This is a genomic window from Algibacter miyuki (genome assembly GCF_030409805.1).
Taxonomy (GTDB): domain Bacteria; phylum Bacteroidota; class Bacteroidia; order Flavobacteriales; family Flavobacteriaceae; genus Algibacter; species Algibacter miyuki.
The window spans coordinates 149,898-164,499 of record NZ_JAUFQP010000016.1; the positions used below are offsets into that span (position 1 = coordinate 149,898).

Genomic DNA, 14,602 nt, shown 5'->3' on the forward strand with positions numbered 1-14,602 from the left:
TTTATTTTTTACCATCCTGGACTTTGAACTAAGCTAGGGTTTTGGATTAAAGTTGTTTCGTAAATAGGCCAAAAATAATCTCTTGGAGCTACAAATCGCTGTTGAAATAAGGTAGAAACCTGATAGTAAGCAGCCTCTGTAGAGCCATATACGTTCCATCCTTCTACAGGTTTATTAAACTCAGATGTTGCTTTTTTCCATCGCCTGATATCCCAGTAATTTTTCCCTTCATAAGCTAATTCAATACTTCGCTCTCTATGAATTATTTCTCGCATACCTTCTTTAGATGTATATTTACTAGGGTTTGTAGAATAATTTTGCCACGAAGAAGAAACACCTTCTAATCCTGCACGAGCGCGAATAGCATCGACATATTGTAATACTTCTGGAGTAGCTCCAGAAACTTCGTTTAAAGCTTCAGCATACATTAAATATAAATCGGCTAACCTTAACTCTGGCCATGCATAATCATTGTAAGAAGCCCCGCCATCACTATTAAAGGTTTGTTGCCAATCTACCAACTTCTTTATATAATATCCTGTAACATTAAAATCAAATGCATCTGAACTACCTGCGTAATCTTTAAACTTTGCTTCAATATGATATTTGGTTTCATCGGATCCACTATCATATTTATAAAAAATAGCGCCATCGAAACCTAAATCGGCATAAAAACGAGGTTCCCTATTAAAATTTAAAATAGACGTTCTATACCCTTCTTTTATATTAAGAGCATCTTCCACTCCAGCTTCTTTAATTTTTGTAATATCATTAAAGTTTAATGTTTTGTCTTCTTCTATAGGAACGCCATTTTTTGTGTAAAAATTAGAAGCCGATCTTATAGTAGGCGAAAATACTTTTCTAGCAGAACTATGAGAAATAGTGTTGTTTAAAGGCATCATACAAAGACGTTGTAGTTGGGAAGTACGACTGTTTGGGTTTGCCCAAATTAACTCATTATTAAAACGCTCTGTAACGGCTTGCCTAATATCTATTTTTGTTTTGGTTACTTGAGAAATATTTGCATTTATATCTTCTTTATAAAAAAGAACATGACCATTAGCTTCTGCTACATCTATTGCTGCTTTTAAAGCAACGGCTGCACGCTCCCATTTTTCGGGATCGTAGGATGCAGGAAATAATGCTATTCCGTCTTTATTTGTAAACGATGCCACATCTGAATTCCCATTAAACAATGGACTTGCCACCATAAGTAAAAGTTCGCCTTTTATACCTAAAGCTGCCGCCCTTGTTATTCTACCAAGTTCATTTTGCCTATCTGTAATTTGAGGAGGAAGAGCTAATGCTGCTTCATCTAATAACTCTACTAAATAATCTACACTTTCATCTATAGGCTCTCTACCAATTTGAAGCTCACTCTCTGGTGCATCAACAGGAATCGTATTACGAATTATTGGAATTGGCCCATACATACGCATTAAATAATAGTGGTAATAAGCTTTTAGGAACTTCCCTTCACCTATCCATCGTAATCTATCAGCTTCGCTTATATCTGGAACTTTACTTCTGTCTTCCATATTATCGATAAAAATATTGCAATGTCTTATCCCATCGAAAAGTGGATATAAATCGCTAGGGCCCGCACCTTGATAGCGTCCTTCCCAGGCGTCCATATATGGATTCGAGATGCGCTGTAAACCTCGAGCAATATCGAAGGCATAACTATTAATTGCTGCATCTTGGCCGGGAATCCATGTTTCATTACCAGCTAACATGCCTATATTATGCACAGCATCTCCATTTTTTGGAATGTAAGCATAACAAGTATATAGATACTTTTCTGCTTCATTTCTTAATTTAAAAGCTTCATCTATGGTTACCACATTATCTGGAACCACTTCTAGAAACGATTCTTCGCAGGATACTAAACCACTTAGGGAAAGCATCATTAAAGGCATAGCACAAATACTGTGAAGCTTTTGCAATCCTTTTTTTAATATATTTTTATGTATAGTTTTCATACCTTTTTTTTAAAAATCAACTTTTAATCCTAAATTATAAACCGATTGAATTGGATACCCCAAACCATTACCTCCCATTTCAGGATCCCATAATTTGAATTTACTCCATACCGCTAAATTGTTACCACTAAAGTAAATTCTTAGAGCTTTAATACCTGTTTTAGATAAAATCGTATCGGGTACATTATAACCAGCTTCGAGTGATTTTAATCTTAAAAAAGCTCCATCGCGCATCCACCAATTTGAGACTTGATTGTTGTTTTCAACATATTCGTCGCTTAACCGTGGCCAAAACGCATAAGAGTCTCTATTGGATTCAGACCAATGATCGTCTGCTATAACTTTTAATAATCCATTCTGTGCGGAACCATCGAGTACAAAAGGTGATATTTTTTGCGGTTCTATAAAAAATGACGTTCTACCAACACCTTGAAAGAATATGCTTAAATCAAAATCTTTATAACCAATAGTACCTCCAAAACCATAAACAATTTCAGGAACAGTTGGGTGGCCTAAGGGTACTTTATCGTTTTCACTTATATAACCATCACCATTAACATCACGATATTTAATATCTCCGCCAGTATATTCTCCAAATTGTGCAGGTGAATTAAGTGTTTCTTCATGATCTACAAACAAACGTTCGGCAATATAACCGTACTGTTGTGTAGCACTATTACTAATAACAGAGCGGTATGCCATATTATCTGGATAGTTAACCTCGTCATAAACCAAAATTTCGCTAGTCGCATAGGTGAAATTCCCTCGTAATTGCGTGTACCAATCATCATTAAGTTGTTTGTTAAATGTAACAGAGGCGTCTAAGCCTTTGCTGTCCATTTCTCCAAAATTTGTAGCAGGAATAGCCGTTAAACCTAACGTAGATCCAATATTAGTACGTGTTTGTAAAATATTAGTTCGGTTTTGTTTAAACACGTCTACAATTAAGTTTAACGAATTAAAGAACTCCATATCTAACCCTAAATTAGTTTGAGTCGATTTTTCCCATCCAATATTTTCATTAGCATAACGATCTATAAAAACTCCAGGGTTATACTCGCCAAATTGTTCTCCAAAGGATGCTCCATAATCGTTATTATTAAGACTAACTGTTGATAAATAAAAGAACCTATCGTTAACATTACCAATAGCATCATTACCAACAAGGCCATGTGTAAAGCGTATTTTAAAATCGGAAACCACGTTTTTTAAACCATCCCAGTAATCCTCATTAGATATACGGTATGCAAATCCTACAGAAGGAAAAAATCCATAACGACTTCCTTTAGCAAAACGTTCTGATCCGTTATATCCAAAATTGAATTCGGTTAAATATCGATCATCATAACCATATGTAAATCTCCCCGACAAACTATGATTTCGGTTTGGCAATGAGCTCTGTACACTTCCCGAGTTTCCTGTTTCATAACTTGACAACAGATTTACAAGCATACCTGTAACAGCATGTTTTTCATTAAAAACAGTATTGTAATTAACCGCCGTTTCTAAATAAATACGAGAATCTAATAATTTTCGGCCTTCGTTATAAGTTAGGTACTGAGTTCCTATATTGGCTTCACCTCCTGCGGTTCCTTCTCCCCCCGCATTTAATACACTTAACTCCAACTCTCCAGTAAAAGGACTGATATTAGAAGCATAATAAAACGGATTATATTGACGGGCAACCTCGTAAAATGAATAACGCTTTATATATCCCATGGCTCTGGCTGATAAGCCTGTGGTTATACCGCTTAAATCCTGCTTAATTTCTAATTGAGTTTGTATGGTAGATGCCTTACTGGTTTGGTAACCACGTACCATTTCTGCGTAAGGATTAATTAAAACACCTGCTCCTGATGAATTACTGATTTGAGCACCACCAAATAATGGATGTTCTACATATGGCAAATAACTAGAAGGATATACTTTTGGGAATTTCACAGGATTGGACCACAATGCTAAATTAAAAATACGTGCTCCTCCATTAATCCAATTACCATCTTTATCCCTACCACCTACTGGTCCGGTATAATCATCAAATTGACCATAAACACGAACAATAGCTTTTGTGGTTGGTGTTAAGTTGATATCAAGATTACTTCTTAATGAATAATTTCTAAGTTTAATGTTGTTATTAAAATTATTAGTTCCGTTAACATCTAAAACACCATTATCAACATTATAAGTACCAGAAATATAATATTTCGCTTTTTCTCCTCCACCATTAGCACTAACATTTACTCCTTGATTTATGGTGTAATTTTTTATTAATTCATCTAACCAATTATTACTAGGGTATAAATAAGGATCATCACCAATAGAAGTTCTATAAATTTTATTTTGGTTATATGGTAAAACTGCTTGAGGATCTCGAGTTAACGCCGCCTCATTAGCTAAATTCATGTACGTTATATTGTCTGCAAAATTGAAGTTTTTAGAGTTTGTAGACATTTTTGTTTCTGTACGTACACTAAATCTTGTTATACCAGCCTTACCCATTTTAGTGGTAATTAAAACCACCCCATTTGCGCCACGGGCACCGTATACAGCAGCGGCTGCGGCATCTTTTAACACTGAAAAACTTTCAATATCATCTGGTTGTAAACGCGCCATATCGGTAGAGCTTGATTCTATACCATCAATTAAAATTAGTGGGTTTACTTTACCAGACCCAAAGGATCCTAAACCACGAATGAAAAAATCGGCATTATCTGCTCCTGGCTCTCCACTTCTTTGAAAAGCAATCATACCTGGAACTCTACCAGCCATCATAGAGGTTAAATTACTTGTTGGCCCCTTAATATCTTTAGGCGAAATTGTGGTAATCGAACTTACTAAACTTGCCTTTTTTTGAGTACCAAAACCAACTATAACAACCTCTTTTAAGCTTTCAGAACTTTCGCTAAGCGTAATAGAAAACACAGATTTACTCCCCATGCTTACCTCTAAAGTTTCGAAACCGATATAAGAAATCACTAACGTTGTAGCTTTCTCGTCTACGTTCACCTTAAATTCTCCATCAAAATCGGTCATTGTTCCGTTAGTAGTTCCTTTAACTAACACGTTAGCTCCTGGCAAAAACATTCCACTTTGATCCTTTACAACACCTGTTATGGTGCGTTGCTGAATTTTATCAGTAATAGTAATATCACTGACTTCATTTGCCTGCAACTGAAAGGTTGATATGCTAAACAGTAGCATTACCAATTTAAATTTATGGTATGAAAAAAATATTTTTTTCATTTTAATTAGTTTAATCATATTTAATTTAGTTTGTTTTTTTTTTCGTGGTTAGTGAAAATTTGGATTCCGTTTATTTTTATTCGCTCTAGTTTATTTCATCTATACACTTACTTATTTTATGGGTTAAATTTTAAAAGCATCATCCATTTATTCTTCAAGTGTAAAAAACACACTTATACTTTTTTCAAATATCTACTATTATTACTTAATTCTTAGGGGAATTATTGACTAATTATGGGTTGTAAATTGGTTTATGTATTTTCTCTTTTTAAAAAATTTAGATTTCAGTACTATAAGTAAATGAAGCAACAGAGTCTTATACCTTATAGCTTATCATACTTTACTATATAAATTGATGGTGTATTTTTTTATACGAAACCTCTACCTTTTACTAAAACGTATAACACCACCCTGAGGTATAACTTTTAGCATATTTCCTTTAGTGTCAAAATTTAAACTATCAATAGCGATTTCTCGTAGCAGCGTATCATTGTTATCTTTAATACGATGGTATAAAATGTAATCTTGATTATTTTCTGTAAACACGGTATGGTGTCCTGGTCCTAAAGTTGTAGCGTCTTTTGATGTTGATAACACAGGGCTATGTTCGCCTTCGGTCCATGGTCCATATGGTGTATCGCCTACAGAATAACGTACCATGTAAGTTTCGTCAATACATTTCCCTTCAGAATACATTAAGAAATACTTATTGTTTTTCTTCAACATAAAAGGCGCTTCAAAATAATGTGGTGGTGTAATATCTCTAATATTCTTTTCGTTAAAAGAAACCATATCACTATTTAATGGTACAATAAAGCAGTGTCCGTTTTTCCAGTTTAAACCAGACCCCCAATATAAATACGATGTACCATCGTCATCGATAAAAGCTTCGGCATCTATCATGTGATACTCAGGAAACATATCGCCTTTTATTAATGGCGTATTATCTGCTTTTGCATTTTTCCAAGGCCCTAAAGGATTTTCGCTAACGCCTGCCCAAATTTCACTTCCAACAGAAACATACATATAAAATTTATTATTGGCTTTTATAACTCCTGGAGCCCAAACTCTACTGCTAGTAGACAATTCTGTTTGACAAGCCTCTAGAGTTGGCCAATTAATTTTTTTGCGTTCCCAGTTAATAAAATCTTCAGATTCGAAAACAGCCAATTCATCGCCACCCCACGGATCTATAGTGGCATAGACGTAATATTTACCATCATTTTTAATTATTGAAGGATCGGCAAAATGACCTTTAATTACGGGGTTCTCTATTTTAATAACCTCAGATTTAACAGCTACATTTTCTTTTTTTAGTTTACAAGCATTTATTGTGAATCCCAATAAAAACAATGAACTATAAAAAAATATTGCTAACCTATTTTTATTAATTTCTTTCATAATTTAAAAAATGGGTTTTATTAAAAAAGTGTATTCATAAGTGTCACTAAACAGCTTATATTCTTGATGTGTTTGTGCGCCCCAACTGGTATCTCCACCAACACCCATTTGCTTATAATCTAAATTTAAAGAGGTTAAATCTCTTTCTTGCACATCAATGGTATGTCTGTTTGTAACCACATCGCCATCTCTTTGTCTACCGTCGGTACGTTCTAAAGATTCAAAATCTTCCATTATGGAATGGTGTGCGCTAAAATCGATCGTTGGGAATCCGTAAATTTTGATACCCTGATTAGCACTATTTTGAAGACTCATCCACCTTACATCACTTTTGTTTCCGTTTTCTTGCGGACGAATGTATGCCCAGTTAAAATCTTCAACTAAGCCAGAATACACACCTATTTTTGCGCCTGTTTTTCTATCTAAATAGCTTTCGTAAGGCCCTCTACCGTACCAAGACACATTATCAAATTCTTTTAAAAGCTGAATATTTAAGCCTACACGTGGTAAATCTGGTAAATCTTTCTTAACCTTTTCAAACTTATTGTTCAACAAGATAGAACCATCTCTTTTTATGGTATAGTTTATTTCAAACTTTGCGATATTTTCATCATCTTTATTTACCAAATTATATTTTACTACAACTATAGCGTTTCCATTTTTAACATATCCTGTTATACTAGACAGTGTTCTATTTTTAGTAACATGCCTCCAAACTCTGCTTTTCTTATCGAGGTTATTACCAAAATCGTTATCAATTGGTGCTCTCCAAAAATTAGGCGTAAAACCTCGCTGATTATTAATGATGTTGTTACCTCCTTTATAACCTAAATCGACTAAAACTCCTGAGGCCTTATTAAACGTAGCGTTAATATTATCGTTACTAACTTTAATAGCCGCTTCGCTTACTTCAACATTAAGCTTTGAAGCTTCTTTAGCAGTAAAATTAAGTTTAGGTGTATGTAAAATAAATTGCTCCCAAGCAACTTCATGTCCTTTTTCTAAAACACCTTGTGTATCTTTTGTTAACGCTGAAATAGTTAATATAAGTTCTTTAGATTTATCGAAATCTGTTGGTGTTTTTATAGGTAAAACAGCTTTTTCTGAAGGCAACGCATTTACAGAACTTATTGTATTTTCAAGAAGTATTTCGCCATCTAATTCGAATATATACTTGAAAATGAAATCGCTTAAATTCGTGAAATCGAAATTGTTTTGAATTTCGTAACTATCTGAAACCTTTTTAAACTTCAGGTTTTGATACACCTTTTTAACTTCCCATAAATGAGGTTTTGGTTCGCGGTCTGGGTTTACTAAACCATTTAAACAAAAGTTACCATCTGAAGGGACATCTTCTGGTCCGAAATCGCCACCATAACCCCAATACTCAGTTCCATCATCAGTTGTTTTTAGTAAACCTTGGTCTACCCAATCCCAAATAAAACCACCTTGTAGAACAGGATATTTTTCTATAACATCCCAATAATCTTGTAAATTACCAACACTATTTCCCATAGCATGTGCATACTCGCACATAATATAAGGACGATCTGTATTATTTTCGGCATACCTAATTAAGCTATTAATACCCGGATACATTGGGCAAACAATATCTGTATTTCTATTTACTCCTGCTTGTTCAAATTGTACTAAGCGGGTGGTATCTCTTTGTTTAATCCAATCGTAAGCATCATAAAAAACCTTACCATTTCCGCATTCGTTTCCTAAAGACCAAATAATAACAGACGGAATGTTTTTATCGCGCTCCACCATATTCTTAACACGATCCATATGCGCTGCTTCCCATTCTGGTAAATAAGCGACGTGCTTGGATTCATCAAAAGGACTTTGATTTGTAGCTCCCAAACCATGAGACTCGATATTGGCTTCGTTTACAACATACATTCCGTAAATATTACAAAGCTTATAGAAAGCCTCAGGTTGCGGATAGTGAGACGTTCTAACCGCATTAATATTAAAACTTTTCATGGTTTTAATATCTTTTAGCATAGTTTCTTCATCTACATAATGCCCTGTTTTTTCATGATGTTCGTGTAAATTAACACCTTTTACCAAAATAGCTTTACCGTTAACTAATAATTGCCCATTTTTTTGTTCTACGTTTCTAAAACCAACCTGAGTTCCTATACGCTCGATAGTGTTGTTTTCATTGTCTTTTAACGACAATATCAATTGGTATAAATAAGGACTTTCTGCATTCCATGAATTTACATTTTTTATGTTCTTTTCAAATTGAATAGTTTCTCCATCAATCGCTTTTTCTTCATTTAAAACCTCTTTACCATCAGCATTAAAAAGTTGATATTGTATAGTTCCTTTATTCGTTTGAGCTGTTTTAGATACAGCTACTTCTAGACCATACTTTCCATCTTGATAATTATTTACAAGACTCGCTTTAGACCAAAAATCTTTAAAATGTGCCTGTTCTCTGATTAATAAATATACATCTCTAGTCATGCCGCTTAATCTCCAAAAATCTTGATCTTCTATATAACTAGCATCCGACCATCTATAAACCTCTACTGCCAATTGGTTTTCGCCTTCTATAAGGTATTTAGTAATATTAAATTCGGCAGGTGTTTTACTACCTTCACTATACCCTACTTTTTCGCCATTAACCCAAACGTACATAGCAGAACTTACTGCTCCAAAATGCAGCACAACTTCTTTATTTAATGCCTCTTTAGAGATATTAAACGATTTACGATACGATCCAACGGGATTGTAATGCGACTGAATTTTAGGAGGTGTTTTTTCGTGAGGATATTTAACATTAGTATAAATAGGAATATCAAAACCTTGTGTTTCCCAGTTTCCTGGAACCGTGATATCTTTCCAATCGGATATATCATAATCTTGTTTAAAGAAATAAAACGGTCTCTCTGAAGGAGAGTTACTTAAATTAAACTTCCAAACTCCGTTTAATGAAGTATAGAATTTTGAGTTAGAAGGATTATCGTCTTTTACCTGATTTACTGTTTCAAAAGGAATAAATGAAGCTCTTGGTGCTTCTTTATTAATATTGAAAACTTCCGGATTTTCCCAGTCTTTCGTAGTCTTTTCTTCAAAAACAACACCTTCATATTTATGGTTAGTTGAACATGCATAAATAAGCACTAGAAGTAGTAGTAGATATTTTAGTTTCATTAATTTTAATTTAATTAGTTATAATTTACTTTAGGCATAATATTTAGTGAAGAAGCAGAATAATTAATAATGGGACAAAGAAGATGGTAATATGACTTCTTTGCCCACATTTAACTAAACAAAAAACTAAACACTATTCTTTTACTCTATATTTTGATTGATTAATGTTGGTTTCGGACCTTTATAAGACGGCTTTAGTCCTCCAAAATCAATAACAACCTTTTGTATTACCATCCCCGGATTACCCGAAATTAGTTTTAAGGTATGCTTGCCCGCTTTAGATATTAAAATTTTACTCATATTAATTGTAGAATTTCTAATGACATTTTCTTTCCAATCAAACGAGTATTCCTCTGAAGCTGTAGTTTCCCAATTCACCATACTATTATCGATTTGAACGCCATAAGCCGTACCATTTTTCTCATCTTTTCCAAAAACAGGTAAAGCATAAGTGTGTACTGTAACGTAACCGGCATTTTCTGAATAAAAATCGTATTCTACACTAGCATTTCTCCAGCCTTTATCTACAATAGTACCGAGCTGAACACTGTTCCCTGCGTAACCAAGCTCTTCAATAACCTGTACTTTCATGCCATGTTTTTCTGTTTTTCTAGAGAATTGTGATGGGTCTATAGACACCACACCATTATCCTCAACATAAAGTACATCTAATGCTTCGGCTGTTAAATCTGGGTTATGAATGGATAGGTAAATTTTCTCGTTATGGTCTCCAGTAGATACTAGAACTTCACCAGTTACATTATCTCCTTTAGGTGCTTTACCCCAGTCTATGCTAACTTGAATGCTTTCTTGTGTATTCGTTTTTCCTTTTTTCTTATTTAAAAGAATCCAAGAATCCATAGCCTTTGCTTCCCATTTTAAAGTATTTTCACCTTTATTAAACACTTCTATACCATAAGACTGCTTAGTAAATTTGCTAAACCTTGGTAATACATTTACTTGTGTCGCAGATGCGCCACTAGGAATAAAAACACCCATTTTAGCTTGTTTAGGAACTTCTATTGTTTCGGTTGGTGGTAATTGTATTTCCGGTAACCTTCCTGGAGCCGTCATGATTCCAGTCCATTTTCCGTTTTCTAAACCGTTATAATGTGCTGTAATATCTGTTAAGCGTTGGTCTAAAATTTTAACCTCTTCAACCAAATTATTTGTAGCCGCTCTGCCCTGTTGAGCGTACCAACGGTTTTTTTGCGCTGCAAGCATTTTCTGGTTTTCTAGAGCTGCACCAACTACTGGATAATAAACCAACTGATAAAAAGTAGATTTATATGCTTCTGGCAATGCCTTATGTAGTTTCTCTGCCTTCTTAGCAATTCTTTCGTATTCGTTATAACGGTTTTCTGCTTCGTTATAATTAGCAAAAGAAAACTCGGTATCCGAAATACGTTCTTTAGCATCCAAACTATTCCATCTCCAATCCCAACCCATATATTCTGGTTTACGCTCGAAACCTAAACGGAAATAACTGTTATAAATATCTTTAAAATCTGCTTGATATTCATCTCCAAAAATAGAGGATAAAAACACACTGTTATAATCTGGAATGGTATTGTAAGTAACCGAATTTATATTCCAAGCCAGGTCTAAAAAAAACTGCATACCTAATTCGCCTGGTTTAATATCTCCAACATTTAGCAACCAATAACGGTCTGCTCCATTTTGGTAAGCTTTAAACATTTCCTCATACATTAATGCTGGCGGAGTTGTGTTTAACCACAAGTAATCGTTAGGCTCACCTAAATATGAAATATGATAATAAACACCAGCGCCACCTTTACGCTTAGCTTCATCCTTATTACTTAGTTTTTTTATATATCCAAAATTATCATCTGGCCATACTATGGTAATATCTTCTGGTAATTTCATACCACTTTTATAGATATCTAAAACTTCTTTATAAGGCACAAATATTTGTGGAATTTCATCTTTTTCTTTTTTAATATACTTGGTTAGTATCTCTCTCTCTGCATCGATAACCTGCTCTAAAACATTAGCTTTTGTATAACCTTCTGGAACATCCTTCATACCTGTATCGTGGATGCCACGTATGCCTACGGTATAAATATTTTCGTATGGTGCGGCTTCTTTTACACGACTATCTAAAGCGGCTAAAACACCATTTTTATTACGAACATAATCCCATGCGCCGTTATTTTTTTTATTCCATTCTGTAGTGTTGTTGTACAGTAATGGTTCTGCATGACTACTCGTCATCATGATTGCAAATTTATCTGCAACTACTTTATTTTCTGGGTATTTAAAAAAGGCACCCGTAACCTCGTGCATAGCAGGAGCTAGCATGTTTGCTTTTAAGCGAAGAAGTAATTCGCAAACTTTCTCGTATGTATTTGGACCAATATCATTTATTTGTGGATCCATTAACTTTGAAGCCCAGGGTTTTAATCCCCAATCTTCATCGTTTATAAATACACCTCTATATTTTACAGAAGGTGCTTTGGATATAAAATTAATATCGGCAATATGAAGTTCTTTTCTTTTTACTGTAGGCACATCTGCCCAATAATACCATGGTGAAACACCTATGGTTTTAGATAATGTGAAAACACCATAAGCAGTACCACGTCTATCACTACCCATTATAACTAAGGCTTTGTCTATTCCTGGTAATGGATTTTTAACTGTTTGGTAAGCATATTGTTCCCAAGTACCTGCCAAATTTGTAGCACTTATTTTTCCTGTTTTTACTAACTTATCTATTAATTTACTTTGGCCAAGTGTTCCAATTATAATGGCATTTTTAGCTTTTGGTGTGTTGGTTGTAACTACGGGTAATTTACCTGTTACACGTTCTATATCTTTAGATAATAATTTTGATGCTATACTTACCACTTCAAAATCAGAGACATCATAATGAATAGCTGCACTCTCAATAGGGTTTACTATGGAAAAACTACTTGATTGATTATTATTTGCATTAACTAAATTTAATTGTGCGTTTAAAGAGTTAATCCCTAATACCATTAAAATAAGTAAAAGATTAAGCGATCTATTTTTCATTTAGTAAAGGTTGTTTTGTTTAATATCTATTAAAAAAAGCCGTTGCTGACAATGTTTTCAAATCAACAACGGCATTTTTAGGTTTTATTATTCAGCCCCTGGATACCCCGGGTTTTGCTTTAATACTACCTCACGGTTTGCTTCAATTTCATCTGCTGGAATTGGCCATAAGTTAAAATGCTCTTGCATACCTTGTTCCATATAATATGGGTTGTATCGATTTACTTGATCGTAAAGTTTACCAAGGCGCATTAATGTAAGGCGTCTTTTTTCTTCTAAACCTAGTTCTCTAGCACGTTCGTCTAATATATAATCAAGATTTATTTCTGATTGGTTGGCTAAAGAAACATTTGCTCTACCTCTTATAGCATTAATATCCATTACAGCTAAATCAGGTTGACTATTTGCTATATAAGCCTCTGCTCTCAATAAATAAGTTTCCGCTAATCTTAACATGTACTGATCTGTATAGGTTACTCCTGCTGAAGATGTTAAAGCGCTTGGCAGACTACCTGATCGATATAAACCTTCTGGGTGATTATAAGGCGTTGTTACCTTTGAAGGGTAAGCGTAAAACTCTCTTCTTCTTGGTAAAACTTCTGTAGAATATACATCGGTAGAACCAGCTAGCGCTTCAGAATTACTAGAATCGTAAACACGAACAAAATTATGGTTAGCGTTTCTAATATCGTTAACAAAATCAGGGTTGCTAGCATCATCACCCCAAATAGTATTCGAGTAATAAGTTGTTGTAATACCCCAACCAATACCACGACCACCAGTGTAATCTCCTACAGGCCAAGCGTTAAAGGGACTAAACCTAAGTAATGGAGCAAAGTGTCTTTCAAAGGCATATCCATCACCTCTGCTACCAGATTGTAAACCACCTCCTTGAACGTCTAGCTCAAATTGAATAACCCATAAGGCTTCTTTATTACCAGAAGTTCTATTTTGGTTTCCTTTTCTAAATAAATCCCAATAAATGTCTCCTGGAGTTTCTGAAGAACGTGTCCCAAAACGAGATTCTTGTGTACCCATTAAACGTGTATTAGGATCTGCTATTACTTTGGTTGTAGCTGTAATTGCATCTTGGTTTCTTCCTAAAGCTAAATATGCTTCGGAAAGATAGTGGTAAGCCACTAAGTTTGCAATACGACCATCTTCTGTTTCACTGATACTAGGTAAGTTTTTTGATGCAAAATCTAAATCTTCTACGACTTGATTAAGAACAGCTTCTTTAGTTGCGCGTTCAAAATTAATTTTTGGTGATAAAATCTCCTCAGTTACCAGTGGTACTCCTCCGTAAAGCGTTGCTAAAACTTTATAACTAAACCCTCTAAAAAACCTAGCTTGTGCTAAAATATCTTTAGTTTGAGCTTCGTTCATTGATGATGAAACTGAACGATCTATAACAGCATTTGCTTCAGAAATTGTTTTGTATAATAAATTCCAGTGCACTGTTGGTATATCACTAGATGGTTGGTAAGCCTGATCCATTCTACTATGGCGATGAATACCATTGTTTTCTCCATCGTATACAAGATCTGTTCCGTATAAGAAATCAAACGGACGACTTTCGTCTCTACTGTAGTATTGTCTTCTTACTAAGTAATACATATTGTTTACAGAAGCTGTAAAATCGGCATAAGTACTGTACGCGTTTGCAGAACTTAAAAAGTCTTCAGGCGTTTCTTCTAGAAAGTCTTCATTACACGAATAGAATAAAGAGACTATGGCTAAAAATATAAATGTTTTTCTCATGTTATTTT

General features: G+C 34.4%; 6 protein-coding genes. All 6 read right to left on the reverse strand.

Features of this window, described 5'->3' with window-relative positions; all coding sequences use genetic code 11:
* Nucleotides 1-8: 8 nt before the first annotated feature.
* Nucleotides 9-1,982 carry a RagB/SusD family nutrient uptake outer membrane protein gene (locus QWY92_RS19330; protein WP_290274748.1) on the reverse strand — a complete coding sequence of 658 codons (1,974 nt, stop codon included), beginning with the start codon at nucleotides 1,980-1,982 and terminating at the stop codon, nucleotides 9-11.
* Nucleotides 1,983-1,991: 9 nt separating this feature from the next.
* Nucleotides 1,992-5,225, reverse strand: coding sequence for a SusC/RagA family TonB-linked outer membrane protein (locus QWY92_RS19335; RefSeq protein WP_290274751.1), 3,234 nt, complete (start codon nucleotides 5,223-5,225; stop codon nucleotides 1,992-1,994).
* A gap of 381 nt (nucleotides 5,226-5,606) precedes the next feature.
* A complete protein-coding gene (locus QWY92_RS19340; RefSeq protein WP_290274754.1) occupies nucleotides 5,607-6,626 on the reverse strand; it encodes a family 43 glycosylhydrolase in 1,020 nt (339 codons plus the stop codon).
* A gap of 3 nt (nucleotides 6,627-6,629) precedes the next feature.
* A complete protein-coding gene (gene lacZ, locus QWY92_RS19345; protein ID WP_290274757.1) occupies nucleotides 6,630-9,794 on the reverse strand; it encodes a beta-galactosidase, LacZ type in 3,165 nt (1,054 codons plus the stop codon).
* A 141-nt stretch (nucleotides 9,795-9,935) separates the two neighbouring features.
* Nucleotides 9,936-12,833, reverse strand: coding sequence for a glycosyl hydrolase 115 family protein (locus QWY92_RS19350; RefSeq protein ID WP_290274759.1), 2,898 nt, complete (start codon nucleotides 12,831-12,833; stop codon nucleotides 9,936-9,938).
* Between the two features lie 87 nt (nucleotides 12,834-12,920).
* Complete coding sequence (locus QWY92_RS19355) at nucleotides 12,921-14,594, reverse strand: RagB/SusD family nutrient uptake outer membrane protein (RefSeq protein WP_290274761.1); 1,674 nt, start codon at nucleotides 14,592-14,594, stop codon at nucleotides 12,921-12,923.
* Between the last annotated feature and the right edge of the window lie 8 nt (nucleotides 14,595-14,602).

Excerpts from the sequence above, each read along its gene's own strand:
- QWY92_RS19330 (WP_290274748.1), bottom strand. The coding sequence starts at position 1,982 with ATGAAAACTATACATAAAAATATATTAAAAAAAGGATTGCAAAAGCTT.
- QWY92_RS19335 (WP_290274751.1), bottom strand. The coding sequence starts at position 5,225 with ATGAAAAAAATATTTTTTTCATACCATAAATTTAAATTGGTAATGCTA.
- QWY92_RS19340 (WP_290274754.1), bottom strand. The coding sequence starts at position 6,626 with ATGAAAGAAATTAATAAAAATAGGTTAGCAATATTTTTTTATAGTTCA.
- lacZ (WP_290274757.1), bottom strand. The coding sequence starts at position 9,794 with ATGAAACTAAAATATCTACTACTACTTCTAGTGCTTATTTATGCATGT.
- QWY92_RS19350 (WP_290274759.1), bottom strand. The coding sequence starts at position 12,833 with ATGAAAAATAGATCGCTTAATCTTTTACTTATTTTAATGGTATTAGGG.
- QWY92_RS19355 (WP_290274761.1), bottom strand. The coding sequence starts at position 14,594 with ATGAGAAAAACATTTATATTTTTAGCCATAGTCTCTTTATTCTATTCG.